The following is a 25,402-nucleotide window of genomic DNA, read 5'->3' as shown; positions in this document are numbered from 1 at the left end:
ATGCGCATGAAGAAAACCGGTGCCCTCGTCCTCGTCGCGACCGGCGCCGTCCTGCTGTCGGCCTGCGGCAGCACCGGCCTGTTCAACCGCTCGCGTCCGGACGAATTCGCGGTGCAGCGCCAGACGCCGCTGGTCGTGCCGCCGGACTTCTCGCTCACCCCGCCCAAGGAAGGCCAGCCGCGCCCGGCCGACGAATCGCTCCAGCAGCAGACGCTCGATGCGCTGTTCGGCGGCCCGCAGGCCCGCAGCGAGATCGAGACCTCGGCGCTCAACCTGGCCGGCACGGCCGATCCCGCGATCCGCTCGACGGTGGGGGATCCCTCGACCTACACGGTCGCCAAGGGCCAGGTGACCCGCGCCATCCTCGCCGCGCCCGAAGGCGATGGCCGCGACGCGCAGACCTCCGTCGGCGGCTGAGCCAGCCAGTAGCGACGAACCAGGAGGCCGGGCGCAAGTCCGGCCTTTCTCGTGGGCGGAGCGATCGGGCGATCCCTGGCCCGGGCGGACGCAGCGTCAGCCGTCGCCGCTGACGCCGTCGTCCGCATCCTCGTCGGCTTCGCGGCTCACCAGGATCTTGTCGATCTTGAGGCCATCCATGTCGACGACCTCGAAGCGCCAGCCCTGCTCGACGAAGTGCTCGCCCTCGTGCGGCACCTTCTTGAGGACAGCCAGCACGTAGCCGGCCAGGGTCGCGAACTCGCGATCGTCGGGCAGGCTCATGGCCAGGCGGTCGGCCAGCGCATCGGCCGGCATGGCCCCTGACACCAGCAGCGACCCGTCCTCGCGCACCACGACCATCGGCTCGTCGCCCTCGTCCTGGTGGGCCACGAAATTGCCCGCCAGTGCCGAGAGGACGTCAGACGATGTGACCAGGCCCTCCAGGTGGCCGTACTCGTCATGGACCACCGCCATCGCCACTTCGGCGGTCTGCAGCTTGCGCAGCGCGTCCATGGCGTCGAGCTGGTCGGGGATCACCTCGGCCTTGCGCATCATCGTGCGCACGTCGATCGGCGCCCCTGCGACCAGGCAGGCGAGGACCTCGCGGACCTTGAGGATGCCCACCACGTTGTCGGGTGCGCCTTCCCCGGAGACCACCGGCAGCAGCGAGTGCGGGGAGGCGGCGATCTTGGCGCGCAGCTGGTCCTCGCCGGCGTCGGCCTCGATCCAGTCGATCTGGTTGCGCGGGGTCATCAGCTCGCGCACGGGGCGCTCGGCGAGGCGCATGACACCGGTCATCATCGCCCGCTCCTCCTCTTCGATCACGCCCGAGCGGGTCGCCTCGGCGAAGATCATCTGCAGCTCCTCCGCCGTCAGTCGTTCGGCATCGCCGCCGCGGATCGAGAAGAGGCGCAGCAGCACGCCCGAAGAGCGGTCGAGCAACCAGACGAAGGGGCCCATGATCCGCGCCAGCAGGCTCATCGGCCGCGCCATGATCAGCGCCACCGGCTCCGCCATGCGCAGCGCCAGCTGCTTGGGCACCAGCTCGCCGACGACGACGCTCGCATACGTGGTGGCCATGATGACCAGCGCGAAGCCGATCTCCGGTGCGATCCGGGCGGGGATGCCGAGCAGGACCAGGCGTTCGGCCACCGGCTGGCCCAGGCTGGAGCCCGAGTAGGCGCCGGCGATGATGCCGATCAGGGTGATGCCGATCTGCACGGTCGAGAGGAAGCGACCGGGGTCGGCGGCGAGATCGAGCGCGGTGCGGGCGGCGCCGCTGCCCTTGTCGGCAGAGACCTTGAGCCTGGCCGGGCGTGCAGAGACGATGGCCAGTTCGGACATCGAGAACAGGCCATTGAGCAGGATCAGGCCGGCGATGATGAGGAGGTCGGTCCAGGGGAAGGGTGTCACAATGACCCAGCGCTAGCAGAGATTGCGCCGCGCGCGAAGGACTCGCGTGGGCTCCGCCGAAGTTCGTTCCGCGTGGGGCGGCGCGGGCCGGAAAGTTGCAGCGCCGGGAACCCATGCAGGTGCGACGGGTTGAGGCGGGACATCCATTTGCGGTTCAAGTTCACTACTGCACACAGATGCCTCCCAAGAGGCACATCTAGAGGAAGGGCCACAAGATGAAGAAGTCCCGCCTGTTCACATCGGCCGCCGCGGTCCTCGCGATGGTCTCGGTCTCGGCCTGCGTCACCGACCCGAACACGGGTGAGCGCAAGGTCTCGCGCACGGCCATCGGCGGCGTCGGCGGCGCAGGCCTCGGCTACCTGCTGGGCAGTGTCATCGGCGGCAAGACCGCCCGCATCGTCGGTGCCGGCATCGGCGGCGTCGCCGGCGGCGTCGTGGGCTATCAGATGGACAAGCAGATCAAGGAGCTCAAGGAGCAGACCGCCGGCTCCGGCATCGACGTCACGCAGCAGGGCGACGGGATCCTCGTCAACCTTCCCGACGTCACCTTCGCCGTCGATTCGACGGTGGTCAGCCCCTCGTTCCAGGCCGCGCTCGACAAGGTCGCGCAGTCGATGGTCCAGTACCCGAACAGCCTGGTCGACGTGTACGGCCATACCGATTCGACCGGCTCGGCCGCCTACAACCTCGACCTGTCGAAGCGCCGGGCCGATTCGGTCGCCCGCTACCTCATCAGCCGCGGGGTGTCCTCCTCTCGCATCCAGACGCAGGGCATGGGCCTGAACTACCCGGTGGCGGACAACACCACGGCGGAAGGCCGCGCGCTCAACCGCCGTGTCGAGATCAAGATCACCCCGGTCACCACCGACGACGTCAACGCCGCAAGATAAGCGAGCTTCCGCAGGAAGCGGGATCGGGGAAGGGGCCGGCGCATGCAAGTGCACCGGCCCCTTCTTCATGCCCAGTTCTTCATGCCTGGTCCTTCAAGCTGGATCGCCTCTTCCGGGGAACTTGAAACCGGCAGCCCCGTCGGCATAGTCTGCCCCCGAACTGGTTCGGGGGGACTTGATGCGTTTCGGGATCTGGGCGGCGATGCTGGCGGCCGCGTTGTGGGGAGGGCCGGCTCGGGCCGCATGGATGGAAGCCTCGAGCGAGCACTTCGTCATCTACGCCAACGATTCCGAGAAGGACATCACCCGCTTCGCCCAGCAGCTCGAGCGGTACCACGCGGGGATGGCCTACGTGCTCGGCTCGCAGGTGGCCAAGCCCAGCCCGTCGAACCGGGTCACCGTCTATGTCGTCAAGAATGCCCGCGAAGTGCGCCAGCTTCATGGCGGTGACAACAAGTTCGTGGGCGGCTTCTACGTGCCGCGGGCCGGCGGCTCGCTGGCGATCGTGCCGGCGGTGCAGAGCGCCAATGGGGCGGTCACCTGGTCGATGATCATCCTGCTGCACGAATATGCGCATCATTTCCTCATCTCCACGAACGTGGCCGCGATGCCGCGCTGGCTGAGCGAGGGTTCGGCGGAGTTCTTCGCCTCGGCCAAGTTCGAGCCCGATGGCAGCCTCTGGCTGGGCCGGCCCGCCAATCACCGCGCGGGCGAGCTGTTCTATGCGCAGGACGTCACCGCGGCGGACCTGCTCGATCCCACCGAGTACGACAAGCGCAAGCACACCACCTACGATGCCTTCTACGGCAAGAGCTGGCTGCTCTATCACTACCTGATCTTCGGGGGCGACCGGAAGGGCCAGTTACCCCGCTACACCGACCTGCTGGCCAAGGGGCGGGGCCAGCGTGCGGCGGCGCTCGAGGCGTTCGGCGATTTCGACACGCTGGAGAAGGATCTCGACCGGTACCTGAAGCAGCGGAAGATGACCGCGGTGACGCTCAAGCCGGAGAAGCTCGCGATCGGGCCGGTTTCGCTGCGGGCGCTGTCGGCGGGGGAGGCGGAGATCATGCCGGTGCGCATCCGCTCGCGTCGCGGGGTAACGCGCGAAGAGGCGACCACGCTGCTGGTGGAGGCGCGGGCAGTGGCCGCGAAGTATCCCGATGACGCGGCCGTGCTCGCCGCCCTCGCCGAGTGCGAAGTGGACGCCGGCCACGACCCCGAGGCGATCGCGGCCGCCGATGCGGCGATCGCGCGCGATCCCTCCCAGGTCAACGCCTATGTCCAGAAGGGCCTGGCCCTGTTCCGCCAGGCCGAGGAGAACGAGGGCGACGAGACGGCGCGCGCGGCGGCGTACAAGGCGGCGCGGGCGCCCTTCATCGCGCTCAACCGGCGGGAGAACGACCATCCGCTGCCGCTGATCTACTTCTATCGCAGCTTCGTCGAGCAGGGCCAGGAGCCTCCGAAGCTGGCGGTCGACGGCCTCATCCGGGCCGTCCAGCTGGCGCCGTTCGACCTTGGTCTGCGCATGACGCTGGGGACCACGCTGCTGCGTCTGGGCCGTTCGCCGGAGGCGCGGATCGTGCTGGGCCCGGTCGCCAACAATCCGCACGGCGGCGGCATGAGCGCCTTCGCCCACAGGCTTATCGAGCGGATGGAGAAGGACCCGTCCTGGAAGGGCGAGGACCTGGGCAAGGAGATGCCCGAGGACGCCGAAGGGGAAGGTGGCGAGGGAGGCTGAGCGCGAACGCCGGCCCCGTCAGGCCGAGTGGCGCGCCGCCCGTTCGGCCAGGCGCTCCACCGCCGCGGCATGGATGCCGTTGGACGAGACCAGCACGCCGAAGGCGCGCGGGTCGTGCTTGTTGTAGTTGAGCGGCATGCCGAAGGCGTCGGTCACCGCGGCCCCGGCCTCGCGCGCGATCAGCCCGGCCGCGGCGATGTCCCACTCGTAGCCCCAGCGCAGCGTCGCCAGGAGGTCGGCTTCGCCCGCGGCGACCATCGCCATGCGCAGCGCGATGGAATTGGGCTGGTCGACCAGGACCAGATCGGCATCCTCGCGCGCCAGCTTGCGGGCGGGGACGCGCGCGCCGGGCAGGGCCTCCCGGCGGCTGGCGCTGAGCCGCGCGCCATTGCGCCAGGCGCCCTTGCCGGCCTCTGCGAACCAGAACTCGCCGCCCTCCTCGCGCCGGCGGACGGGCGCGTAGAGGTAGCCAAGCAGCGGCCGCCGGGTGTTCACCAGCGCCACCGAGATCGCCCAGCCGGTGCGACCGCCGATGTAGTCGCGGGTGCCGTCGATGGGATCGACCAGCCAGACCAGCTCGCTCTGCTGGCGCTCGCGCGTGTCGGTCGTCTCTTCCGAAAGCCAGCCTGCCGCAGGGAGCAGCGCCTGCAGTTCGCGCTTGAGGAACGAATCGACGGCAAGGTCGGCCGTGCAGACCGGACTGCCGGGGGTCTTCTCCCACGATTCGAGGGCGTGGCCATCGCCGGGCCACGCCGCAAGGGCGATGCGGCCGGCCTCCCGGACGATCGTTTCGAGTCTGTCCCGGTCAATCATTGCTATTGCGTCTTCTTATCATTTGGATGAGGCCCATTCGCCTCTCACCTATGAATTTGCGCAGGATCCGGGACTTTTCAAGCCGGCCACGATGTGCTTATGCGGCACGGCGAAACTATGGCTACGGCGCCTTCCCAAGGACCCTCCAGCAGAAAGCGATTTGAGCGATGAACATCCACGAATACCAGGCCAAGGAACTGCTCGCGAAGTACGGCGTGGGCATCCCCGCCGGCATTGCCGCGCTCACGGTCGAGGAAGCGGTGGCCGCCGCCAAGCAGCTCCCGGGGCCGCTCTACGTCGTCAAGGCGCAGATCCACGCCGGTGGTCGCGGCAAGGGCAAGTTCAAGGAACTGCCGGCCGACGCCAAGGGCGGCGTGCGCCTCGCCAAGTCGATCGAGGAAGTCGAGTCGTTCGCCAAGGAGATGCTCGGCAACACCCTCGTCACCATCCAGACCGGTGAAGCCGGCAAGCAGGTCAACCGCCTCTACGTGACCGACGGCGTCGACATCGACAAGGAATACTACCTGTCGATGCTGGTGGACCGCAAGACCGGCCGCGTCGCCATGATCGTCTCGACCGAAGGTGGCATGGACATCGAGGAAGTCGCGCACAACACGCCCGAGAAGATCGCCACGATCACCATCGACCCGGCCGAAGGCTTCCAGGCCCACCACGGCCGTGCCGTGGCGTTCGCGCTCAAGCTCACCGGTGACCTCAACAAGCAGGCCCAGAAGCTGGCGAAGCAGCTCTACACCGCGTTCGTCGCGATGGACTGCGACATGGTCGAGATCAACCCGCTGGTGGAAAGCAAGGACGGCCAGCTGCTCGTCCTCGACACCAAGATGAGCTTCGATTCGAACGCCCTGGCCCGTCACCCCGACATCTTCGCGCTGCGCGACGAGACCGAGGAAGACCCGGCCGAGATCGAGGCGAGCAAGTACGACCTCGCCTACATCAAGCTCGACGGCGACATCGGCTGCATGGTCAACGGCGCCGGCCTCGCCATGGCGACGATGGACATCATCAAGCTCAACGGCATGTTCCCGGCCAACTTCCTCGACGTGGGCGGCGGCGCCAACAAGGAGAAGGTCACCGCGGCATTCAAGATCATCCTCGCCGATCCCGCGGTGAAGGGCATCCTGGTGAACATCTTCGGCGGCATCATGAAGTGCGACATCATCGCCGAGGGCATCGTCGCCGCTGCCAAGGAAGTGAACCTGTCGGTTCCGCTGGTGGTGCGTCTCGAAGGCACCAACGTCCAGCAGGGCAAGGACATCCTGGCCAACTCGGGCCTCGCGATCGTCCCCGCCAACGACCTGGGCGACGCCGCGCAGAAGATCGTCGCGGAAGTGCAGGCGGTCGCCTGACCGAACGCTTCGCGCGCATGATCCCTTCGGCGATCACATGACGAACAGAAAGACGGCGGGGGTTTCGCAACCCCCGCCGTTTCTGCATGGTGCGCGCGTGTAGCTGAGCTATCCGGTGCCCAAGCTCTTTGCGTCAGGCGGGGCTTGACGCAAACGGCAAGGGACGCGATAGCTCGCCCACCAAAGTTTAATTGCGCGGTTAAATTCGCCATCCCAGCAGTGAGAGGACAGATCGCAATGAAGATCCTCGTGCCCGTCAAGCGGGTGATCGACTACAACGTGAAGCCGCGGGTCAAGGCCGACGGCACCGGCGTTGACCTCGCCAACGTCAAGATGAGCATGAACCCCTTCGACGAGATCGCGGTCGAGGAAGCCATCCGCCTCAAGGAAGCGGGCAAGGCGGAAGAGATCGTCGCCGTCTCCGTGGGACCGGCCAAGGCGCAGGAAACCCTGCGCACCGCGCTCGCCATGGGTGCCGACCGCGCCATCCTGATCGAGACCGACGCCGAGGTGGAGCCGCTCGCGGTCGCCAAGATCCTCAAGGCCATCGTCGCCGAGGAGAACCCCGGCCTGGTGATCCTGGGCAAGCAGGCGATCGACGACGATTCGAACCAGACCGGCCAGATGCTCGCCGCGCTGCTCGGCCGCCCGCAGGGCACGTTCGCCAGCAAGGTCGAGATCGACGGCGATGCGGTGTCCGTCACGCGTGAGGTCGACGGCGGCCTGGAGACGGTGAAGCTGTCGCTGCCCGCGATCGTCACCACCGACCTGCGCCTCAACGAGCCCCGCTACGCTTCGCTGCCCAACATCATGAAGGCGAAGAAGAAGCCGCTCGATGTGAAGACGGCCGCCGACTACGGCGTCGACATCGCCCCGCGCCTCAAGACCCTCAAGGTCTCCGAGCCGCCCGTCCGCTCGGCCGGCATCAAGGTCGCCGACGTCGACGCGCTCGTCGCCAAGCTCAAGGAACTGGGCGTCGCCTGACGGCACGGCCCGGGAAGGATATTTCAGTCATGAAGACGCTTGTTTGGGTCGAACACGACAACGCCGCCGTCAAGGATGCCACCCTGGCGGTCGTCACCGCGGCTGCGAAGCTCGGTGAAGTCCACCTGCTCGTCGCCGGTTCCGGCTGCCGCGCCGTCGCCGACGAGGCCGCGCAGATCGCAGGCGTGGGCAAGGTCCACCTGGCCGACGACGCCGCCTACGGGCACGGCTTGGCCGAGAACGTGGCGCCGCTCGTCGCGCAGCTGATGGCGGACCACGACGCGTTCCTCGCCCCCGCCACCACCACCGGCAAGAACATCGCGCCGCGCGTGGCCGCGCTGCTCGACGTCATGCAGATCTCCGACATCCTCTCGGTCGAGGGTGAGAAGACCTTCACGCGGCCGATCTACGCCGGCAATGCCATCGCCACCGTCGAATCGAGCGATCCCAAGCTCGTCATCACCGTCCGCGGCACTGCGTTCGCCAAGGCCGAGGCCAGCGGCGGCACGGGCACGGTCGAGGCGGTCTCGGGCACCGGTGATGCCGGCCTCTCCAGCTTCGTGGGCGCCGAGCTCGCCAAGTCCGAGCGTCCCGAGCTGACCAGCGCCAAGGTGATCGTCTCGGGCGGCCGCGCGCTGAAGGATGCCGAGACCTTCCAGGCGACCATCTTCCCGCTCGCGGACAAGCTCGGCGCCGCCGTCGGCGCCAGCCGCGCTGCGGTCGACGCGGGCTACGCGCCCAACGACTACCAGGTCGGCCAGACCGGCAAGATCGTCGCGCCCGAAGTCTACATCGCGGTCGGCATCTCCGGCGCCATCCAGCACCTTGCCGGCATGAAGGACTCCAAGACCATCATCGCCATCAACAAGGACGAGGACGCGCCGATCTTCCAGGTGGCCGACGTGGGTCTCGTCGCAGACCTGTTCACGGCCATTCCGGAGCTCACCGGCAAGCTCTGACGGCAGGCGATACGCGTTCATGAATATAGGCCCCGGAGCTCTCCGCTCCGGGGCCTTTTCTTGTAGCTGGCTATGGGGCATCAATCGATGCGCTCATTTTGGCGGAGGCTTTCAATGCGTAGGATTGGCATCGCAGCGATTTGGACAATCGCTCTGATCGCTGGGGCACTCGGCTCGAGACCCGCCGAAGCGCTCACCGCCAAGACCTTGCCCCCTGCCACGCCCTGGAACCTTGAAGCTACCGACGCAGGCTGCGCGCTGCGGCGTGCCTTCGGTCCGCCCGACCGGTCGCTGGTTCTCGAAATTCGGCGATTCCAGCCGGGCGACGGGTTCGAGCTGTCAGTCGACGGCGATGATCTGGCAGGCCTGGTCCATAGCCATAGTGTGACGATCGGATATGGAACCTTGTGGAAGCATGAGGATTCCGGTTTTCAGCTAGGAACGACGACGCGCGGGACCGGTACGGTTCCGTCGATTTTCCTGTCTTCGGCACTGAAGGCTCCTGACGACGGTCTTATAGATGTCAGGCGACGGGCTGCCATCGTCACCCCGGAAATGGAGGCCGGGGTGGACCGGATTTCCCTCTCGTGGAGCCGCAACAATCTCATCCTGAATACCGGATCGCTGGGCAAGCCCTTCGCCGCGATGCGCAGTTGCACCGATGCCTTGCTCCGAGCCTGGGGGCTCGATCCCGAGGTTCAGAACGGCCTGACTCGATACCCGGCCCCGACCAATCTCATGCAGATGGTCAGGGCGATACAGGCCGTCTACCCGGCGTCCATGGCGGCGACCGGCAAGCAGGGGCGCGTCAATTTCCGCGCGATCATCGACGGTCAGGGGAGCGTGACGAGGTGCGAGACGATCAAGTCGTATAACGATCCGGAATTCGATGCGCTGGCATGCAAAGTGGTGCGCCGCACCCGCTTCAACCCAGCACTCGACCGAAATGGCAAGCCGGTGGACTCGTACTACGCGGCAACCGTCAAATACTACCTCGGATGAACTCCGCCGCGGCCCGTCGCCGCCATCGTTCGCTGACGGAAAAGCACAGCACTTGGTGAATGAGCGGGCTTCTGCTTGCAAGGCCATCGCATTGCGGCATTATTTCCGAAAATCCCGCTTGAGGACAAGCCGATGCAGCGAATCGTCATTTCTTCCTTTGCCCTCATGGCCTCGGCCGCGGTCCCCGCGCTAGCGGAGACCAAGGTGGTCACCGCGACATCGCCGTGGAAGGTGGACTCCACCGGCAACGCCTGCCACCTCCAGCGCGGCTTCGGGACTGTGGAGGATCCGCTCCTGGTCCAGTTCGAGCAGCTCGCGCCCGGGGACACCTTCAACTTCACGACCGCCGGCCGCAGCTTCTCGGGCATCACCGAAGCCACCAAGGTGACGCTGACCACGGGCCCCGACGGACTGCCGATCAGCACCCGCGTCACACTGGGCGACATGCAGGCCGGCAACGGCCAGAAGCTGACGACGCTGTTCTTCATGGGCACCACCTTGAACGGCCATGGCGACGGCAGCAGCAGCCCCGCGCGGGTGACCCCTGAGCGCGAGGCGAAGGTGACCTCGCTCATCGTCAGCTGGGGCGGGAAGAGCGTGCAGATCGGCACCGGCCCGCTCGGCAAGGCCTTCGCGGCACTCGATGGCTGCACCGAAGGGCTGGTCCGGTCGTGGGGCTTCGACCCTGCGCAGCAGGCTTCGCTCTCGCGCTGGCCGAAGCCGCTGACCGATCCGGACACGTGGCTGCCGCGGGGCAGCTATCCCTCGGACCTCGCGCGCGAGGGCGAGCAGTCGCTGGTCGACGTGCGCCTCATGATCGATCCCGCCGGTGCGGTGAGCGACTGCGTGGTCGTCAACGGCTTCAACGAGGCCCGCTTCGCGAAAGTCACCTGCGACAAGATCCGGGAGCGGGCGAAGTTCGAACCGGCGCTGGACGCGGCGGGCAACCCGGTCGCCTCCTACGCCGTGCGGCGCGTGAAGTGGGTCGTGGATCGCAAGCCGCGCATGCCTGTGCAGCGCCGCCGATAAGCCCGGTGCGGGCTGCGGCGGCTCCTACCGCGCGCGTTCCAGCAGCGTCATCGTCACCTCGCTCTCGCCCTCCTCGAGCGTGTGCGTGGCGTAGGCGGTGAAGCCCAGCCGTGCCGCCAGGCGTTCCGACGCGCGGTTGCCGGCCTCGATCATGCAGGCGATACGGCGGGGTCCGTGAGCGGCGTCGAACCACGCGAGCGCCGCCTCCATCACTTCACGCGCAACGCCCTGGCCCTGGTGGTCCTGGCGGACGATCCAGCCGGCCTCGGGCACGTCGTCGATCCGCAGTTCGGGCCCGAAGCCGCGATAGCTGTGAAACACCCCGCAGCTGGCGATGATCTCGCTGCCGCCGCGGGGCCGCACCATGAGCGTGCCGTAGCCATGCAGCGCCCACGAGCCGGCGTTGCGCATCAGCCGGTCGAACTGCGCGTGCGGGTCGGCGCGGGCAGGGCCGAGGTAGCGGCGGGTCTCCTCGTCCGCCAGGAGCCGGCACAAACCGTGCAGGTCGCCGGCAGCCGGGCGCCAGAGGTCGAAGCGCGTCGTGCTGAGGAACGGGCCTCTCGTCTTGCTCACAGCAGCTGGTCGACCGCGTGGATGCACACGCCGAACAGCCCGCCGACGAGAGTACCGTTGATGCGGATGAACTGCAGGTCGCGGCCCACGGCCCCCTCGATTCGGTCGCTGACGGTCCGCGCGTCCCACCGCTTCACCGTCTCCGAGACGAGCCGGACGATCTCGTCGCCGTAGCGCGCGGTGACGCCCACCAGCGTGCGGCGGGCGAAGCGATTGATCTGGCTCTGCAGGCGCGGATCGTCGCGCAGGGCGCCGCCAAGCTCGCCGAGCATGGTGGTCAGCTGCCCGCCGAGCGCGGTGTCCGGGTCGCGGGCGGCGGCGATCAGCTTGCGGCGCAGGCGTTCCCATACCGACTGCCACCAGGTGCCCACCGCAGGATTGGCGATCAGCTCGCCCTTGGCGCTCTCCACCCGCGCGCGGGTCTCGGGATCGTTGACGAGGCGATCGGCGAGGCTCTCCAGCATTTCCTCCACTTTGCGCTTGAGCGGGTGGTCGGGCTGCACGATCATCTCGGCGAGCAGCTTGTAGAGCCCGTCGAGCACGGAATTGGCGATGCGGCTGTCGAGACCGGTCAGCCGCAGCAGGCCGTTGGCGCGCTCGCGGATCATCGTGCGCACCATCTCCTCGTTCGCCTCCAGCGCCTCTCCCGCCCAGCGGATGGCACCGTCGACCAGCGGCAGGTGGCGGCGGTCGGCGATCATGGCGGCGAGCATCTGGCCGAGCAGCGGCGCCACCTCCACGCGCTCCAGCTGCCGGGCGAGGCCGCCGCGGACCTGGTCGCCGAGCCGCTCGGGGTCGAGCGATTCGAGCACGTCCGCCAGCAGGTTGGCCGCGCCTGCGCGCAGGCGCGACTGGCCACCCCGCCCCGGGTCGTTGAGGAAGCCGCCGGCGGCACCGGCGAAGTTGAACCCGGTCACCCGGCGCGCCACCACCTGCGGGGTCAGGAAGTTGTCGCGCAGGAAGGTCGCCATCGAGTCGGCGATGCGGTTCTTGTTCACCGGGATGATCGCGGTGTGCGGGATCGGCAGGCCCAGCGGACGGCGGAACAGCGCCGTGACCGCGAACCAGTCGGCCAGGCCGCCCACCATCGCCGCCTCGGTGAAGGCGACGGCATAGCCCCACGCGGGGTGGGTGCCCGCCACCCGGCGAAGCACCACGAAGGCGACGGCCATCACCAGCAGCAGGCCGGTGGCGAACAGCCGCATGCGGCGGGCCCGGTCCTGCTGCCGGGCTGCACCCGGTGCCATGCTTGCTCCGCTACGCCCCGCTGGCGGCAATGTGGCGCTTCCCCTATTCGGCCGGATGCGGTCGGTAGTCGTCCCCGGCGGTGTGGCTCGGATCGTAGGTCAGCAGCGACTTGCGCAGCTTGGGCCCGATTCTCTTCTCGAAACCATCGGCAAGGCTGAAGGCTGCAGGCACGATGACGAGCGTCAGCAGGGTCGAGAGCACCAGGCCGCCGATCACGGTGACGCCCATCGGCTGGCGGAACGCGCCATCGCCCGACAGCGACATGGCGGTGGGCACCATGCCGGCGGTCATCGCCACGGTGGTCATGACGATCGGCTGCGCGCGCTTGTGCCCGGCATCCATGATCGCATCGAGCTTGTTCACCCCCTTGGCCATCTCCTCGATCGCGAAGTCGATCAGCAGGATCGAGTTCTTGGCGACGATCCCCAGCAGCATCAGGATGCCGATGTAGACCGGCATCGAGATCGGCTGGCCCATGAGCGTGAGCGCCAGCATCCCGCCCAGCGGTGCCAGCAGCAGCGAGGCCATGTTGACCAGCGGGGAGACGAACCGCTTGTAGAGCAGCACCAGCACCGCGAAGACCAGGAAGATGCCGCTGATGACCGCGGTGATGAAGTTCGCGATCATCTCGGCCTGCCACTTGTCCTCGCCGACGGGGGCGTTGGAGACGCCGGCCGGGAGGTCGCGCATGATCGGCAGCTTCTGGATCGCTTCCAGTACGGGACCCTTGACCTGCCCTTCGCCGAGGTCGGCGCCCACGAAGATGCGGCGCGACTGGTTGTAGCGCTGGATCTGCGTCGGACCGGCGCCGAAGTGGATTTCGGCGACCCGCTTCAGGGGCACCGAGCCGCCGTCGCTGGTGGCCACCGGCAGGTTCTCGATCGTCGAGAAATCGCGGCGGGAGGTCCGGTCCAGGATGACACGGATCGGCACCTGGCGGTCGCTCAGCGAGAACTTCGCCGCGTTCTGGTCGATCTCGCCCAGCGTGGCGATGCGGATCGTCTGGCTGAGCGCCGCGGTGGTGACGCCCAACTGCGCCGCCAGGTCGATGCGCGGCTCGATGATGAGCTCGGGGCGCTGCAGGTCCGCGGCGATGCGCGGGGCGACGACGCCGGGGATCGAGCGCATCTGCTCGACCAGCGTCTGCGCGGTGCGGTTGAGCAGTTCGGAATTGCTGCCGGACAGCATCACCGAGATGTCGCGGCCGCTGCCGAAGCCTCCGGATTGGGAAGCGAAGCTCACCCGCGCGTCCGGGATATTCTGGAGCTGCGGCGCCATGCGGCGCTCGAACTCGATGCTGGTGGCGTCGCGCTGGTTGGCGGGCTTGAGCGCGATATAGAGGTTGCCCGAACCTTCGGCGGCAAACTGCAGCACGCGTTGCACCTCGGGCTGGTGCTCCAGCAGGCGTGTAACGTGGCCGGCGACCTCCTCGGTCTGTTCGAGCGTGGTGCCGGGCACCATCTCGATCTTGACCTGGCTGGTGTCCTCGTTGGTGCTCGGCTGGAACTGCTGGGGCAGGCCGGCGAGCAGGGCGAAGGTCACCACCAGCGCGTAGACGCTGGCGCAGAAGGCGTAGAAGCGGTGGTCGTGCATGCGCGCGATCACGCGGTCGGTGAAATAGCGATACCACCGCCCCAGGCCGCCGCCGGCATAGGCGAGCAGGCGGAACAGCTTGCCCAGCCCCCAGATGCCGATGGCGATGCCGAACGGCGCCAGCACCGCGGCCAGGACGAAGGCGGACTTCTTGAGCCCTATCGTGGTGAGGCCGCCCTGCAGCATCTGGAACAGCGCCGCCGAGAGCGCCAGGCCGGCGCCGATCAGGACGACGAACGCCACGGCCGCCACCACCGGGTACCACCACTGGCGCGGCTGCGGCACCAGGCGCGCCTTGCGACGCTCCGCCTCGCTGCCGTCCAGCGTCCAGGCGAGAACCTTCATGTAGAGGTCCATGGCCTTGCCGCCGCCATGCTCGGCATGGCCGTGCGCCTTGAGGAAATAAGCCGCCACCATCGGCGTGATGACGCGCGCGACGGCCAGGCTCATCAGCACCGCGGCGACCACGGTGAGGCCGAACGCCTTGAAGAACTGGCCCGGGATGCCCGGCATCAGGCCCACCGGCAGGAACACCGCGACGATCGAGAACGTCGTCGCCACCACCGCCAGCCCGATCTCGTCCGCAGCGTCGATCGAGGCCTGGTAGGCGCTCTTGCCCATGCGCATGTGCCGGACGATGTTCTCGATCTCGACGATCGCGTCGTCCACCAGCACGCCGGCGACGAGGCTGAGCGCCAGCAGCGAGAGGAAGTTGAGCGTGAAGCCCAGCAGGTCCATGAACCAGAACGTCGGGATCGCCGAGAGCGGGATCGCCAGCGCCGAGATCATCGTCGCGCGCCAGTCGCGCAGGAACAGGTAGACGATGACGATCGCCAGCACGGCGCCTTCGACCAGCGCCTCCATCGAGCTGGTGTACTGCCCCCGGGTATAGTCGACCTGGGAGAACAGGCGGGTGACGTGGATGTCGGGATGCGTCTTCTCGATCTCCTTCAGCTTCTCCATCGCGCCGTCGTAGACCGCGACGTCGGAGGCGCCGAGCGCGCGCTGGAAGCCGAAGGTGACCACCTCGCGCCCGTTCACGCGGGCGACGTCGGTGCGTTCGGAATAGCCGTCGTAGACGCTGGCGATGTCGGACAGCTTGACCTGGCGCCCTGCGCCCAGGTTGATCCGCTTCTGCGAGAGGTCGTAGGCGCTTTCCGCGTTGCCGAGCACGCGCACCGACTGGCGCGATCCGGCGATCTCCGCCTGCCCGCCGGCGGCATCGACGTTCACCTGGCGCAGCACCGAGTTGAGCGCATCGGCGCTCACGCCCATGGCGATCATGCGGTCGGGATCGACGACGACGCGGATCTCGCGGTCGACGCCGCCATCCCGGTCGACCGAGGCCATGCCTTCGACCGAGAGCAGCGACTTGGCGATCGTGTCGTCCACGAACCAGCTGAGCTGCTCGATGGTCATGTCGTCGGCACTGACGGAGAAGTACGCGAGGTTGCCGCCGCCGCCCGCCTCGATCTTCTGCACCTGCGGCTCGAGGATGCCGTCGGGCAGCTCGCCGCGGACCTGGTCGACCGCGTTCTTGACCTGGTTGGTGGCGATGTCGGCGTTGGTGCCGACGGAGAAGAACACCAGCGTGGTGGAATAGCCTTCGGAGGCGGTCGACTGGATCTCCTCGACCCCCGGGATCGAGCGCACCGCGCCCTCGACGATCTGGGTGATCTGGGTCTCGATCTCGGTCGGGGCGGCGCCCGGCTGCGAGACCCCGACGTGAACGCCGGGGAACTCGACGTCCGGCATGTTGTTCACGTCCATCCGGTTGAACGAGACGATGCCGGCGATCATCAGGCCGATGAAGAAGACGATCGGGATGATGGGGTTGCGGATCGACCAGGCGGAGATGTTGCGCATGCGATCAGAACCCCGTCACTTGCCGGCCGCGACGAGACGGGTCTTTACCTTATCACCATCGTTCAGGAAGCCGCCGGCGCGCAGCACGACCTTCTCGGTCCCGTTGAGGCCGGACGTCACGGTGATGCCGTTGGCCGTCACCAGCCCGGTGCGGACCGGGCGACGGTGCGCGCGGCCATCGGCATCGACGACGTAGACGAACGAGCCCTTGCTGTCGTTCTGGATCGCGGATTCGGGCAGCATCGGGGCCACCACGGCGCCGCTTTCGATCACTGCGCTGGCGAAGCCGCCGGGCCGCAGCGCGGGGTCGTAGGAGAGTGCGATGCGGGCGGTGCCCTGGCGGTTGGTAGCGTCGATCACCGGGGAGATCTGCCAGACCTGTCCGGTGAACGAGCGGCCCGAGCCCACCGGCGTGACCTTGGCCTCCACTCCGACCGAGAGCTTGGCGAGATCGTCTTCCGAAAGGTTCGCCAGCAGCTCCATCTCGCCGCCCTTGGCCAGGCGGAACAGCACGCCGCTGCCGCCGCTCACCACCTGGCCGAGCTCGACGTTGCGTTCGAGCACGAGGCCGGCCGCGGGCGCGACGATGTTGAGGCGTGCGTTCTGGGCGCGAAGCTGCGCCAGCGTGGCGCGGGCCACCTGGACCCGCGCGTTGGCGGCGTCGCGGGTGGCGGTCAGCCGGTCGATGTCGGCCTTCGAGATGAAGCCGCGGTCCACCAGCTTCAGCCCGCGGTCGAGGTTGGTCTGGGCGATGCGGGCGTCGGCGGCGGCGACTTCGACCTGCGCCGCCTGGCTGGCGGCGGCCTGCGCCTGCACCGAGCGGTCGATCACCGCCAGGACCTGGCCCTGCGACACCCAGTCGCCCGGTTCCACCCGGACCTCGCGCACTTCGCCGCCTTCGCCGACGGAGCCGACCGGCATGGCGCGCCGTGCGGCGAGCGACCCGGTGGCGGTGATCTCCCCGGCCACCGTCGAGCGGCCGGGCACGGTCACCGAGACCACCGGGATCTGCGCGGCCGGCGCGCTCCCGGCATCGCTGCCGCCCTTGTGCAGCAGGAACCAGATGCCGACGACGGCGGCGAGCACCACGGCCACGATGATCCAGATCCGGCGCCGTCCGCGACGGTCCTGCTCCTCGGCCTCCACCAGGGGATGGCCGATCGCGTCGACCGTCGACAGCTCCGCGTCGGCGGCATGGCCGGGCTTGATCTTTCCTTCGTAGTTCATCCGCTCACCGCACGCCTCACACGCGCCTCAGGGCGGCGTGCCTGGTCCCGCCGCACAGAAGGTCCGCCCGCAACCGGACGGGCCCCCGTTATGGCCCCAAAAATCCTCGCGTTGCATATACTCGCGGCGACAAGGTGGCAATCTGAACTCCGCCCGGCGCCGACAGGCATCGACGAACGACGTCCCGGCCGGCAGCGGCGATCGCCTGCGAATTGACGCGCCGCAATGGAAAGGGGGCGGCGGCGAGACCTTCCTCGCCGCCGCCCCCTTTCATCCCGCGACTTGCGCGTGGCGCTCAGTACTTCTGCTGACGCTCGTAAAGATCGCGGTAGTGCTGGATGCGCGTGACCCGCAGGCCCTGCATGCCCGAGCGGTCCACCGCGCGCTGCCAGGAGGCGAACTCCTCCAAGGTAAGCTGGTAGCGCTCGCAAACCTCGTCGATCGTCAGCAGCCCGCCGTTGACCGCGGCCACGACCTCGGCCTTGCGGCGCACCACCCAGCGGGTGGTGTTCGACGGCGGCAGGTCTTCGATCGTCAGCGGCTCGCCGAGGGGGCCGATCACCTGAGCCGGACGGATTTTCTGGTTCTCGATCATCTTACCCCCGCTGGCCGGCACTGTTCAGGATGACGGCGCGATCCTCATTGGGGTGGGCGGGATTGCCATTGCTTGAACCATCGAAGTTAACATCCGTTAAACTGCGGTAGCCGCCCAGGGCGGAGGCAGCGCAGCCGGCGAAGCTGCCGCGCCGGCGCAGATGCGGCTCGGGACTATGAAGGGTGCTTGCATTGTTCATGACGCGGTCCTCGTAGGCCTGGCATGGTCAAGGGATCGTAAAGGCCGCATTTACCTTTCGTTCACCAGCGGCGGGCGGTTCGCCGCAAGCGGCAGGCGGGTAGGAATCCGCCGCATCCGGGTCTATGGGGCGGGCACGATGACTGCAGTTCCCGACCTCCTCTCCGGGCTCGACCCGGCCGACCTGTTTCAGCTGCCCGAACCCCTGGCGCAGCGCCGCGTGGTCGTGGCGATGTCCGGCGGGGTGGACAGTTCCGTGGTCGCCGCGCTGGCCGCTGCCAGCGGCGCGGACGTGATCGGCGTAACCCTGCAGCTCTACGACTATGGCGCGGCGACGGGCCGCAAGGGTGCCTGCTGCGCCGGCGACGACATTCGCGACGCGCGCGCGGTGGCGGACCGCCTTGGCATCCCCCACTACGTCTTCGACCACGAGAGCGCCTTCCGTGAGGAGGTGGTGGAGCGCTTCGCCGACGACTACCTCGCCGGCCGCACGCCGATCCCCTGCATCCGCTGCAACATGGGCCCGAAGTTCACCGACCTCCTGGCCATGGCGCGCGAGCTCGGCGCGGATTGCCTGGCCACCGGGCACTACGTCCGCCGCGTCCCCGGCCCCGCCGGCGCCGAGCTGCACCGGGCCGCCGACCCCGCGCGCGACCAGAGCTATTTCCTCTACGGCACCACAGAGGCGCAGCTCGATTTCCTCCGCTTTCCCCTGGGCGGCCTGCCCAAGACCGAGACGCGCCGGCTGGCCGAAGCCGCCGGGCTGCGCGTCGCGGCGAAGCCCGACAGCCAGGACATCTGCTTCGTCCCCGATGGCGACTACGCCAAGGTGGTGCGCTCGGTCCGACCCGAGGGCGAGGCGCCCGGCGAGATCGTGCATGCGCAGACCGGAGCGGTCCTGGGCCGCCATCGCGGAGTCATCCACTACACCGTTGGCCAGCGCCGCGGACTGGAGATCGGCGGCCAGCCCGAGCCGCTCTACGTAACCGGGATCGAGGCGGAGAGCCGGCGGGTCCGCGTGGGCCCGCGCCATCTGCTGGCGACCGCCTCCGCGCGCCTGGTCGAGACCAACCGCATCGGGCCGCTTCCCGCGGCCCCGCTGACGGCGAAAGTCCGCTCGCTCGCGAAGCCGGTTCCGGTCGTGCTCGAGGGCACCCTGGGCGAGGGCGCGGCGGCGACGATCCGCTTCGCGACGCCCGAATACGGCGTCGCGCCCGGGCAGGCGGCGGTGATCTACGCCGGCGACCGGGTCGTCGGCGGCGGCTGGATCGATTCGACCCAGAGCGCGGTCTGAACCTCAGTCCTGCCAGGGCTGGACGCGGCACCCGCGACGCGGGTCGAAATCGGCGCTCTGGCTGGCGAGCAGCGGCACCGAGGCGGTGATGCTGCGGCGTCCCGTCGCTTCGGAGAGCGAGACCAGCCGCGCCGCGCCCTTCATCTGCGCGGCGGCGAGGTCCGCCTCGCAGCTCGCCAGCGGCCGCGCCGAGACGAAGCGGCAGACGCAGCCGACCTGCGCCCCATAGGAGCCGCCCACCAGCGCTTCCTCGCGCAGCCCCTGCCAGGCCCAGGCGAGCCCGCCCGCGAGCACCAGCACCAGCACCAGGACGAGGTTGCGCTTCCAGCGGGACGGCTGGCCCACCCGGCCCGGACCGCGCCCGGCCTTGTCCCCTGCTCGCGTTTCTGCCGCTGTTGCCATTCCCCATCGCCTCGCACATGACCGGCGCGCCATGTCGGTGCGCCGCGTTCCCCTTATCGTTGCCATGAGCGTGCTGCCAGCCCTCTGGGGCTGCGGCCCGGCCGCGCCGGAAGGCCCGCCGCCGCCGAGCGCTGAGGCGCAGGCGGCGATCCAGGATGCCGGCGGCGCCCCGCGCGACGCGCTCGGGCGGGCCCTGGACGGGCTCTTCGACGAAGGTCTGGTGGGACGCACCGATGCCCTGGTCGTGATGAAGCGCGGCTCGGTGATCGTCGAGCGCTACGGCGCCGCCATCCGCGCGGAGACGCGCCTGCCGGGCTGGAGCGCGGGGCAGTGCATCACCGCGCTGATGATCGGCCAGCTGGTGAGCGACGGCCGGCTGCGGCTTAACGAATCGGCGCCGGTCCTCGAATGGCAGCGGCCGGGCGACCCGCGCGGCGCGGTGACGCTTCGCCAGCTGCTGCAGATGCGCTCGGGCCTGCGCCACAGCGAGACGGCCTCAGCGGGGACGGGGCGGGTCGAGACCGAATCGGACCGCATGCGCATGCTGTTCCTCGACGGGCGCGACGACATGGCCGCCTATGCCGAGGCGCAGCCGCTGGAGGCGCCTGCCGGGCAGGTCTTCGAGCATTCCTCCGCCAGTGCCGTGATCCTTGCCGACCTCGCCGCGCGGGTGCTCTCGCCCGATGCGGACCCGGTGCGCCGCCGCCGCGCCGTCTCGGACTATCTCGGCACCCGCGTGCTCGGGCCGATCGGGATGGGCTCGACCACGGTCGCCTACGACCGCAAGGGCACGATGGTCGGATCGGGCATGATGCAGGCCAGCGCGCGGGACTGGGGGAAGCTGGGCGAATTCCTGCGCCGCATGGGCTCGGTGCGCGGGGCGCAGATCCTGCCGCGCCGCTGGATCCAGTTCATGCTCGATCCCTCCCCGCGCGAGCCGGGATATGGGGCCGGAGTCTGGCTGAACCGCGCCGAGGAGGGCGCGAACGCCAGGCTGTGGCCCGGCCGCGCCCCGCGCAGCGTCTACGCGTGCCTCGGCGAATACGGGCAATACGTCATCGGCTCACCCGACCAGCTGCTCACCGTCGTGCGCCTCGGCCACTCCGATGCCGCGCAGGAGGCCGAGCTCCACGAGCGCCTGGGGGCGCTGCTGGCGCTGTTCCCGAAGAACTGAGCGCGCCTTCCGCAGCGCCGGGTCAGACGGTGAAGCTCTCGCCGCAGCCGCAGGCGCCCTTGGCATTGGGATTGTCGAACACGAAGCCCGCGGTGAAGTCGTCTTCGCGCCAGTCCATCGTGCTGCCCACGAGGTAGAGCACCGAGGAGCCATCGATGTAGAAAGTGCCGCCCGGCGTTTCGATCTTCTCGTCGAACTTGGCTTCCTCGGTCACGTAGTCGACCGAGTAGGCCAGGCCCGAGCAGCCGCGGCGCGGCGTCGAGAGCTTGACGCCGATCGCACCCTCGGGCGCCTCGGCCATCAGGCGCGCGATGCGCGCCTCTGCGTTGGGCGTCAGGACGACGGCGGCGGGGCGCTGGCGGGCAGGGCGGGTGGTCGTGGTGGTCTCGGTCATGTCAGCCTCTTCTGCCAGAACAGCGCGTGTCCGGCCTCGGGGTCGAGCTGGAAGTCGCCGTACCCCATGCTTGCATACAGGTCCTGCGCGCGATGGTTCCCGCTCAGCACCTCCAGCGTGATCTTGCAGGCGCCGCGCCGCCGCGCCTCGTCCTCGATAGCGGCGAAGAGCGCGCGGGCGATGCCGCGGCCGCGGCTTGCGGGCACCACCGAGACATCGTGGATGTTCACCAGCGGGCGGGCCGCGAAGGTGGAGAAACCCATGAAGCAGATCGCCAGCCCGACCGGCTCGTCGCCGAGCCTGGCGAGGAAGGCGAACGCGCCGGGCACTTGCGCCAGGGCAGGCGCGAGCCGGGCGCGCACGTCGTCCGGCAGCGGCTCGCCGCCACCCATCGGATCGCGCGCATAGGCGTCGAGCATCGCGACGAGCGCCGCCGCGTCGTCGGGATCGGCGAAGTCCGCGCGGGTGATCGCAAGGTCGAGGGCGAGCGTCTCGCTCACAGCATTCCGAGCTCCAGCTTGGCCTCGTCGGACATCTTGGCCATGTCCCACGGCGGATCCCAGACCAGATTGACCTCGCAGTCGCGCACGCCCGGCACCGCGGACACGCGCATCTCGACCTCGCCTGGCATCGATTCCGCGACCGGGCAGTGCGGCGTGGTCAGCGTCATGGTCACCGCCACCGACGCCTCGGGCGAAACCTCGACCCCGTAGATGAGGCCCAGGTCGTAGATGTTCACCGGGATCTCGGGATCGAAGATCTCCTTGAGCGCATCGATCACGCCTTCGTAGATCGCCCCGCCGGGTTCGCCGGGATCCTGGTCCTGCGGCTTCTCCGCCAGGAAGCCCTCGAGATAGTCGCGCTTGCGCTCCAGCTTCGCGGCCGAAGTCTCGACGGGTGCCTCGGCGTCCTCCACGCGGGCGCGCGGCGGCGCGGGCGCGGCATCGACTTCCTCGACGCTGAAGGTGGGCTTGTGGTCACTCATCCGAAGATTCTCCTGGTGCGCTCGATTCCCTTCAGGAGCGCCTCGATGTCCGCCTCGTCGCTGTAGAGGCCGAAGCTCGCGCGCGCGGTCGCCGGCACGCCCAGGTGCTCCATCAGCGGCTGCGCGCAGTGGTGGCCGGCGCGGATCGCCACGCCTTCCTCGTCCAATATGGTGCCGAGGTCGTGCGGATGCACCCCGTCGAGCGCGAAGCTGACGATCCCCAGCCCATCCTCCGGCCCGAACAGCGTCACGTCGTTGCGCTTGCGCAGTTCGGCGCGCAGCAGCGTGGCGAGGTCGCGTTCGTGCCGCTCCGCACGGTCCAGCCCCACGCCCGAGAGCCAGTCCATCGCCGCGGCCATCCCGACCGCCTCGACAATGCTGGGCGTGCCGGCCTCGAAGCGCTGGGGGGCGGAGGCGAAGGTGGTCTTCTCGAAAGTCACGCGGTCGATCATCGCACCGCCGCCCTGCCAGGGTGGCATGTCGTCGAGGATCTCCTTGCGCGCCCACAGCACGCCGATGCCGGTCGGGCCGTAGAGCTTGTGCGCGGAGAAGGCGTAGAAGTCGCAATCGAACGCGGCCATGTCGAGCGCCAGGCGCGGTGCGGCCTGGCAGCCGTCGATCAGCAGCTTGGCGCCCACGGCATGCGCGAGCTTCGCCGCCTGTTCCACGTGGAGCACGGAGCCGAGGACGTTGGAGACGTGCGCGAACGCCACCAGCTTGTGCGCGGGGGTCAGGATCCGCTCGGCGGCGGTCAGGTCGATGCGGCCGTCGTCGGTCAGCGGGCAGACGTCGATGGCGACGCCGGTCTTCTCGCGCAGCAGCTGCCAGGGCACGATGTTGGAGTGGTGTTCCAGCGTCGAGAGCAGGATGCGGTCGCCCGCCTTGAGGTTCGCCGCGCCCCAGGTCTGCGCCACCAGGTTCATCGATTCGGTGGCGCCGCGGGTGAAGACGATCTCGTCCTCGCGCGCGTTCATGAACGCGGCGACCCGGCGGCGTGCCGCCTCGAACGCCAGCGTCATGTCGGCCGAGCGGGCGTAGACGCCGCGATGGACGGTGGCGTAGTCCTCGCCCATCGCGCGCACGGTGGCGTCGATCACCGCCAGCGGCTTCTGCGCCGTGGCGGCGGTGTCGAGGTAGTGCCAGTCGGCGCCGCCCTTCGCCAGAAGGCCGGGGAACTGGTCCTTGAGCACGAGCTCGTCGGTCAGCAGGGTGTCGCTCACAGCATCGCCTCCAGTCGCGCCAGGGCCGCCTCGCCCAGCGGCCCCTCGTCCGGCGCACCGGAGAAGGCCTCGGCCACGAAGGCCTGCAGCATGAGGCGCTTGGCCGCCGCGGGGGTGAGCCCGCGGCTCATCAGGTAGAACAGCCCCTGCGCGTCCAGCTCGCCGACGGCGCAGCCATGGGCGGCCTTGACGTCGTCGGCGTAGATCTCGAGCTCGGGGCGGGCATTGGCGGTGGCGGTGCGTTCCAGCAGCATCGCGCGCACCGACTGCTCGGCATCCGTGCCGTCCGCCCCCCGTTCGACCGCGATCCGACCCAGGTATGTGCCCACGGAGTGGCCCGCAAGCACGGTGCGCACGATCTGCGAAGACCTGGCGTTTTCGGCCGCATGGGTGACTTCGGTGACGATTTCCAGCGTCTCGGAGCCGGTCGCCAGCTGTGCGGCTCCCAAGGTGAAGTCGGCGCCTTCGCCCAGCCTTACCGCCACGCTAATGCGGCCGTAAGCGGGCCCTGCGGTCAGCACGCGCAAGTCGAACCTCGCGCCCTTGCCGAGCGTGATGTCGAGCTGCCGCGCCACCGCACCGGCGCCGGTCTCGACGATCTGCAGCGCGCCGTCCTCGCCGTCGCCGACCGTGATCTCCTCGGGCAGGACCGGCCACAGGCCCCGCAGCGCCTCGATGTCGGAGTAGCGGTAATCCTCGTCCTTGCGGCTCGGCAGGGTCAGTTCGACGTTCATGCCGTCTCCTGAACCACGGCTTCGTAGCCCTCTTCCTCGAGCCTGAGCGCGAGATCGGGCCCGCCGGTCTTGACGATGCGACCGCCCGCCAGGACGTGGACATAGTCGGGCTTCACGTAGTCCAGCAGGCGCTGGTAGTGCGTGATCAGCAGCACCGCCTTGCCCGGCGCGCGCATGATCGCGTTGATCCCCTCGCCGCAGATGCGCAGCGCGTCGATGTCGAGGCCCGAGTCGGTCTCGTCGAGGATCGCCAGCTTGGGGTCGAGGATGCCCATCTGCACCATCTCGGCGCGCTTCTTCTCGCCGCCCGAGAAGCCGACGTTCACCGGACGCTTGAGCATGTCCATGTCCATGCGCAGCAGACCGGCTTTCTCCCTGGCGAGCTTGAGGAATTCGCCGCCCGAAAGCGGCTCTTCCCCGCGCCCCTTGCGCTGGGCATTGGCGGCCTCGCGCAGGAACTGGACGAAGGAGACGCCGGGGATCTCCACCGGGTACTGGAAGCCCAGGAACAGGCCCGCCGCCGCACGCTCGTGCGGCTCCATCTCGAGCAGGTCTTGACCGTCGAAATCCACCGAGCCGCCGGTCACCTCGTAGCCGGGCCGACCGCCGAGCGTGTAGCCCAGCGTCGACTTGCCGGCCCCGTTGGGACCCATGATGGCATGGATCTCGCCCGGATTGATGGTGAGCGACAGGCCCTTGAGGATCGGCTTGTCGGCGACGGTGGCCTGGAGGTTATCGATCTTGAGCATGGTTTATCCTTCGTCGCTCGCAAAGGCAGCGGCAGGGCGGGCACCCGCCTTCCTGCGCGCCGATCGCTTGTCGAACGGTACGTTGAGTTCGGCGTTGATGTCGCGGACCACGGTGTCGACGTTGCCGATCACTTCCTCTTCCGAGAAGCGCAGCACGCGGATCCCGACCTCGATCAGCTTGCGGTCCTGCAATTCGTTGACGTCCGGGTTGGAGTCCTCGGCGCTGATCTGCACCACGATCCAGCGCGAGGGGCAGGCGAAGTCGACGATGGTGGAGCCCACCACCGATTGGCGGATGAATTTCACCCCGCCGAGCTTCGATCCCGAAAGCTGCGCCCATAGCGCCTTCTGCGCCTCGGTCGGGTTGCGGCGCTGGTCGCGGGCCCGCTCCTTGAGCGTCTCCAGCCGCGCGCCGGTGAGGGCGAAGCTGGCCTTGACGTCCTTGGGCGCACTCTCGGCGCGGCTGATGCCCAAGGTCTTGCGGGCGGCGGTCATGGCTTCTTGTCCTTCGTCATTC

General features: G+C 68.8%; 26 protein-coding genes. 10 read left to right on the top strand and 16 right to left on the bottom strand.

Annotated features, from left to right (window positions below):
• Entirely contained in the window at positions 1 to 417 is a 417-nt protein-coding gene (locus ACFFJC_RS05310; RefSeq protein WP_379486451.1) for a DUF3035 domain-containing protein, read from the top strand.
• Between the two features lie 96 nt (positions 418 to 513).
• Here ACFFJC_RS05310 and ACFFJC_RS05305 read toward each other — a convergent pair whose 3' ends face one another.
• Positions 514 to 1,851, bottom strand: a complete 1,338-nt coding sequence (locus ACFFJC_RS05305) for a hemolysin family protein (RefSeq protein WP_379486450.1) — start codon at positions 1,849 to 1,851, stop codon at positions 514 to 516.
• Between the two features lie 215 nt (positions 1,852 to 2,066).
• Here ACFFJC_RS05305 and ACFFJC_RS05300 point away from each other — a divergent pair, with 215 nt between their 5' ends.
• Positions 2,067 to 2,741: a YiaD family glycine zipper/OmpA-like lipoprotein gene (locus ACFFJC_RS05300; RefSeq protein ID WP_379486449.1), complete on the top strand. Its 675-nt coding sequence runs from the start codon at positions 2,067 to 2,069 to the stop codon at positions 2,739 to 2,741.
• A 178-nt stretch (positions 2,742 to 2,919) separates the two neighbouring features.
• Positions 2,920 to 4,479 carry a DUF1570 domain-containing protein gene (locus ACFFJC_RS05295; protein WP_379486448.1) on the top strand — a complete coding sequence of 520 codons (1,560 nt, stop codon included), beginning with the start codon at positions 2,920 to 2,922 and terminating at the stop codon, positions 4,477 to 4,479.
• Between the two features lie 18 nt (positions 4,480 to 4,497).
• On the opposite strand, the gene ACFFJC_RS05290 is transcribed toward ACFFJC_RS05295, so the two are convergent.
• On the bottom strand, positions 4,498 to 5,292 hold the full coding sequence (locus ACFFJC_RS05290) for a 3'(2'),5'-bisphosphate nucleotidase CysQ (RefSeq protein ID WP_379486447.1): 795 nt from the start codon (positions 5,290 to 5,292) through the stop codon (positions 4,498 to 4,500).
• Positions 5,293 to 5,459: 167 nt separating this feature from the next.
• Here ACFFJC_RS05290 and sucC point away from each other — a divergent pair, with 167 nt between their 5' ends.
• The 5 genes from sucC to ACFFJC_RS05265 all read left to right on the top strand — a co-directional run bounded on the left by sucC (position 5,460) and on the right by ACFFJC_RS05265 (position 10,633).
• Positions 5,460 to 6,659, top strand: coding sequence for an ADP-forming succinate--CoA ligase subunit beta (gene sucC / locus ACFFJC_RS05285; protein ID WP_379486446.1), 1,200 nt, complete (start codon positions 5,460 to 5,462; stop codon positions 6,657 to 6,659).
• A 237-nt stretch (positions 6,660 to 6,896) separates the two neighbouring features.
• On the top strand, positions 6,897 to 7,643 hold the full coding sequence (locus ACFFJC_RS05280) for an electron transfer flavoprotein subunit beta/FixA family protein (RefSeq protein WP_379486445.1): 747 nt from the start codon (positions 6,897 to 6,899) through the stop codon (positions 7,641 to 7,643).
• 29 nt (positions 7,644 to 7,672) lie between these two features.
• Positions 7,673 to 8,602: an electron transfer flavoprotein subunit alpha/FixB family protein gene (locus ACFFJC_RS05275; protein ID WP_379486444.1), complete on the top strand. Its 930-nt coding sequence runs from the start codon at positions 7,673 to 7,675 to the stop codon at positions 8,600 to 8,602.
• 114 nt (positions 8,603 to 8,716) lie between these two features.
• Positions 8,717 to 9,604 (top strand): energy transducer TonB, encoded by an 888-nt coding sequence (locus ACFFJC_RS05270; protein WP_379486443.1) that lies wholly within the window; start codon positions 8,717 to 8,719, stop codon positions 9,602 to 9,604.
• Between the two features lie 132 nt (positions 9,605 to 9,736).
• The gene (locus ACFFJC_RS05265) at positions 9,737 to 10,633 is read left to right on the top strand and encodes an energy transducer TonB (RefSeq protein WP_379486442.1); all 897 of its coding nucleotides are present in this window, start codon (positions 9,737 to 9,739) and stop codon (positions 10,631 to 10,633) included.
• A gap of 24 nt (positions 10,634 to 10,657) precedes the next feature.
• On the opposite strand, the gene ACFFJC_RS05260 is transcribed toward ACFFJC_RS05265, so the two are convergent.
• The 6 genes from ACFFJC_RS05260 to ACFFJC_RS05235 all read right to left on the bottom strand — a co-directional run bounded on the left by ACFFJC_RS05260 (position 10,658) and on the right by ACFFJC_RS05235 (position 17,934).
• Positions 10,658 to 11,206 (bottom strand): GNAT family N-acetyltransferase, encoded by a 549-nt coding sequence (locus ACFFJC_RS05260; protein WP_379486441.1) that lies wholly within the window; start codon positions 11,204 to 11,206, stop codon positions 10,658 to 10,660.
• Entirely contained in the window at positions 11,203 to 12,411 is a 1,209-nt protein-coding gene (locus ACFFJC_RS05255) for a DUF445 domain-containing protein (protein ID WP_379486474.1), read from the bottom strand. The genes ACFFJC_RS05260 and ACFFJC_RS05255 overlap by 4 nt, the downstream gene beginning before the upstream one ends.
• Before the next feature lie 85 nt (positions 12,412 to 12,496).
• Positions 12,497 to 15,913, bottom strand: coding sequence for an efflux RND transporter permease subunit (locus tag ACFFJC_RS05250; RefSeq protein ID WP_379486440.1), 3,417 nt, complete (start codon positions 15,911 to 15,913; stop codon positions 12,497 to 12,499).
• Between the two features lie 15 nt (positions 15,914 to 15,928).
• Entirely contained in the window at positions 15,929 to 17,140 is a 1,212-nt protein-coding gene (locus ACFFJC_RS05245) for an efflux RND transporter periplasmic adaptor subunit (RefSeq protein WP_379486439.1), read from the bottom strand.
• A 295-nt stretch (positions 17,141 to 17,435) separates the two neighbouring features.
• Positions 17,436 to 17,735 (bottom strand): CtrA inhibitor SciP, encoded by a 300-nt coding sequence (sciP, locus tag ACFFJC_RS05240; RefSeq protein ID WP_379486438.1) that lies wholly within the window; start codon positions 17,733 to 17,735, stop codon positions 17,436 to 17,438.
• A 1-nt stretch (position 17,736) separates the two neighbouring features.
• Positions 17,737 to 17,934, bottom strand: coding sequence for a hypothetical protein (locus ACFFJC_RS05235; RefSeq protein ID WP_379486437.1), 198 nt, complete (start codon positions 17,932 to 17,934; stop codon positions 17,737 to 17,739).
• A 138-nt stretch (positions 17,935 to 18,072) separates the two neighbouring features.
• Between ACFFJC_RS05235 and mnmA the strand changes: the two genes are divergently transcribed.
• Positions 18,073 to 19,227, top strand: a complete 1,155-nt coding sequence (mnmA, locus tag ACFFJC_RS05230) for a tRNA 2-thiouridine(34) synthase MnmA (RefSeq protein WP_379486436.1) — start codon at positions 18,073 to 18,075, stop codon at positions 19,225 to 19,227.
• 3 nt (positions 19,228 to 19,230) lie between these two features.
• Here mnmA and ACFFJC_RS05225 read toward each other — a convergent pair whose 3' ends face one another.
• Positions 19,231 to 19,629: a hypothetical protein gene (locus tag ACFFJC_RS05225; protein WP_379486435.1), complete on the bottom strand. Its 399-nt coding sequence runs from the start codon at positions 19,627 to 19,629 to the stop codon at positions 19,231 to 19,233.
• 31 nt (positions 19,630 to 19,660) lie between these two features.
• On the opposite strand from ACFFJC_RS05225, the gene ACFFJC_RS05220 reads away from it, so the two are divergent.
• Positions 19,661 to 20,803: a serine hydrolase domain-containing protein gene (locus ACFFJC_RS05220; RefSeq protein WP_379486434.1), complete on the top strand. Its 1,143-nt coding sequence runs from the start codon at positions 19,661 to 19,663 to the stop codon at positions 20,801 to 20,803.
• A 22-nt stretch (positions 20,804 to 20,825) separates the two neighbouring features.
• Here ACFFJC_RS05220 and ACFFJC_RS05215 read toward each other — a convergent pair whose 3' ends face one another.
• Genes ACFFJC_RS05215 through ACFFJC_RS05185 form a run of 7 tightly spaced genes read right to left on the bottom strand, consistent with a single transcriptional unit; the run spans position 20,826 to position 25,380 of the window.
• A complete protein-coding gene (locus tag ACFFJC_RS05215) occupies positions 20,826 to 21,197 on the bottom strand; it encodes a HesB/IscA family protein (RefSeq protein ID WP_379486433.1) in 372 nt (123 codons plus the stop codon).
• The gene (locus ACFFJC_RS05210; RefSeq protein WP_379486432.1) at positions 21,194 to 21,697 is read right to left on the bottom strand and encodes a GNAT family N-acetyltransferase; all 504 of its coding nucleotides are present in this window, start codon (positions 21,695 to 21,697) and stop codon (positions 21,194 to 21,196) included. Before ACFFJC_RS05210 ends, ACFFJC_RS05215 begins: the two co-directional genes overlap by 4 nt.
• Positions 21,694 to 22,182, bottom strand: a complete 489-nt coding sequence (locus ACFFJC_RS05205) for an SUF system Fe-S cluster assembly protein (protein WP_379486431.1) — start codon at positions 22,180 to 22,182, stop codon at positions 21,694 to 21,696. The genes ACFFJC_RS05210 and ACFFJC_RS05205 overlap by 4 nt, the downstream gene beginning before the upstream one ends.
• Complete coding sequence (locus ACFFJC_RS05200; protein ID WP_379486430.1) at positions 22,179 to 23,402, bottom strand: aminotransferase class V-fold PLP-dependent enzyme; 1,224 nt, start codon at positions 23,400 to 23,402, stop codon at positions 22,179 to 22,181. The genes ACFFJC_RS05205 and ACFFJC_RS05200 overlap by 4 nt, the downstream gene beginning before the upstream one ends.
• On the bottom strand, positions 23,399 to 24,136 hold the full coding sequence (locus tag ACFFJC_RS05195) for a SufD family Fe-S cluster assembly protein (protein ID WP_379486429.1): 738 nt from the start codon (positions 24,134 to 24,136) through the stop codon (positions 23,399 to 23,401). Before ACFFJC_RS05195 ends, ACFFJC_RS05200 begins: the two co-directional genes overlap by 4 nt.
• Complete coding sequence (gene sufC / locus ACFFJC_RS05190) at positions 24,133 to 24,885, bottom strand: Fe-S cluster assembly ATPase SufC (RefSeq protein WP_379486428.1); 753 nt, start codon at positions 24,883 to 24,885, stop codon at positions 24,133 to 24,135. Before sufC ends, ACFFJC_RS05195 begins: the two co-directional genes overlap by 4 nt.
• 3 nt (positions 24,886 to 24,888) lie before the next feature.
• On the bottom strand, positions 24,889 to 25,380 hold the full coding sequence (locus ACFFJC_RS05185) for an endonuclease domain-containing protein (protein ID WP_379486427.1): 492 nt from the start codon (positions 25,378 to 25,380) through the stop codon (positions 24,889 to 24,891).
• Positions 25,381 to 25,402 lie beyond the last annotated feature (22 nt).

Source organism: Novosphingobium soli (assembly GCF_042432915.1).
Lineage (GTDB): Bacteria > Pseudomonadota > Alphaproteobacteria > Sphingomonadales > Sphingomonadaceae > Novosphingobium > Novosphingobium soli.
Note: the sequence above shows the minus strand (reverse complement) of the source record. Positions and strands in the feature narration are given on the sequence as shown.

Excerpts from the sequence above, each read along its gene's own strand:
- ACFFJC_RS05310 (WP_379486451.1), top strand. The coding sequence starts at position 1 with ATGCGCATGAAGAAAACCGGTGCCCTCGTCCTCGTCGCGACCGGCGCC.
- ACFFJC_RS05300 (WP_379486449.1), top strand. The coding sequence starts at position 2,067 with ATGAAGAAGTCCCGCCTGTTCACATCGGCCGCCGCGGTCCTCGCGATG.
- ACFFJC_RS05295 (WP_379486448.1), top strand. The coding sequence starts at position 2,920 with ATGCGTTTCGGGATCTGGGCGGCGATGCTGGCGGCCGCGTTGTGGGGA.
- ACFFJC_RS05290 (WP_379486447.1), bottom strand. The coding sequence starts at position 5,292 with ATGATTGACCGGGACAGACTCGAAACGATCGTCCGGGAGGCCGGCCGC.
- sucC (WP_379486446.1), top strand. The coding sequence starts at position 5,460 with ATGAACATCCACGAATACCAGGCCAAGGAACTGCTCGCGAAGTACGGC.
- ACFFJC_RS05280 (WP_379486445.1), top strand. The coding sequence starts at position 6,897 with ATGAAGATCCTCGTGCCCGTCAAGCGGGTGATCGACTACAACGTGAAG.
- ACFFJC_RS05275 (WP_379486444.1), top strand. The coding sequence starts at position 7,673 with ATGAAGACGCTTGTTTGGGTCGAACACGACAACGCCGCCGTCAAGGAT.
- ACFFJC_RS05270 (WP_379486443.1), top strand. The coding sequence starts at position 8,717 with ATGCGTAGGATTGGCATCGCAGCGATTTGGACAATCGCTCTGATCGCT.
- ACFFJC_RS05265 (WP_379486442.1), top strand. The coding sequence starts at position 9,737 with ATGCAGCGAATCGTCATTTCTTCCTTTGCCCTCATGGCCTCGGCCGCG.
- ACFFJC_RS05255 (WP_379486474.1), bottom strand. The coding sequence starts at position 12,411 with ATGCGGCTGTTCGCCACCGGCCTGCTGCTGGTGATGGCCGTCGCCTTC.
- ACFFJC_RS05250 (WP_379486440.1), bottom strand. The coding sequence starts at position 15,913 with ATGCGCAACATCTCCGCCTGGTCGATCCGCAACCCCATCATCCCGATC.
- ACFFJC_RS05245 (WP_379486439.1), bottom strand. The coding sequence starts at position 17,140 with ATGAACTACGAAGGAAAGATCAAGCCCGGCCATGCCGCCGACGCGGAG.
- sciP (WP_379486438.1), bottom strand. The coding sequence starts at position 17,735 with ATGATCGAGAACCAGAAAATCCGTCCGGCTCAGGTGATCGGCCCCCTC.
- ACFFJC_RS05235 (WP_379486437.1), bottom strand. The coding sequence starts at position 17,934 with ATGAACAATGCAAGCACCCTTCATAGTCCCGAGCCGCATCTGCGCCGG.
- mnmA (WP_379486436.1), top strand. The coding sequence starts at position 18,073 with ATGACTGCAGTTCCCGACCTCCTCTCCGGGCTCGACCCGGCCGACCTG.
- ACFFJC_RS05225 (WP_379486435.1), bottom strand. The coding sequence starts at position 19,629 with ATGGCAACAGCGGCAGAAACGCGAGCAGGGGACAAGGCCGGGCGCGGT.
- ACFFJC_RS05220 (WP_379486434.1), top strand. The coding sequence starts at position 19,661 with ATGTCGGTGCGCCGCGTTCCCCTTATCGTTGCCATGAGCGTGCTGCCA.
- ACFFJC_RS05215 (WP_379486433.1), bottom strand. The coding sequence starts at position 21,197 with ATGACCGAGACCACCACGACCACCCGCCCTGCCCGCCAGCGCCCCGCC.
- ACFFJC_RS05205 (WP_379486431.1), bottom strand. The coding sequence starts at position 22,182 with ATGAGTGACCACAAGCCCACCTTCAGCGTCGAGGAAGTCGATGCCGCG.
- ACFFJC_RS05195 (WP_379486429.1), bottom strand. The coding sequence starts at position 24,136 with ATGAACGTCGAACTGACCCTGCCGAGCCGCAAGGACGAGGATTACCGC.
- sufC (WP_379486428.1), bottom strand. The coding sequence starts at position 24,885 with ATGCTCAAGATCGATAACCTCCAGGCCACCGTCGCCGACAAGCCGATC.
- ACFFJC_RS05185 (WP_379486427.1), bottom strand. The coding sequence starts at position 25,380 with ATGACCGCCGCCCGCAAGACCTTGGGCATCAGCCGCGCCGAGAGTGCG.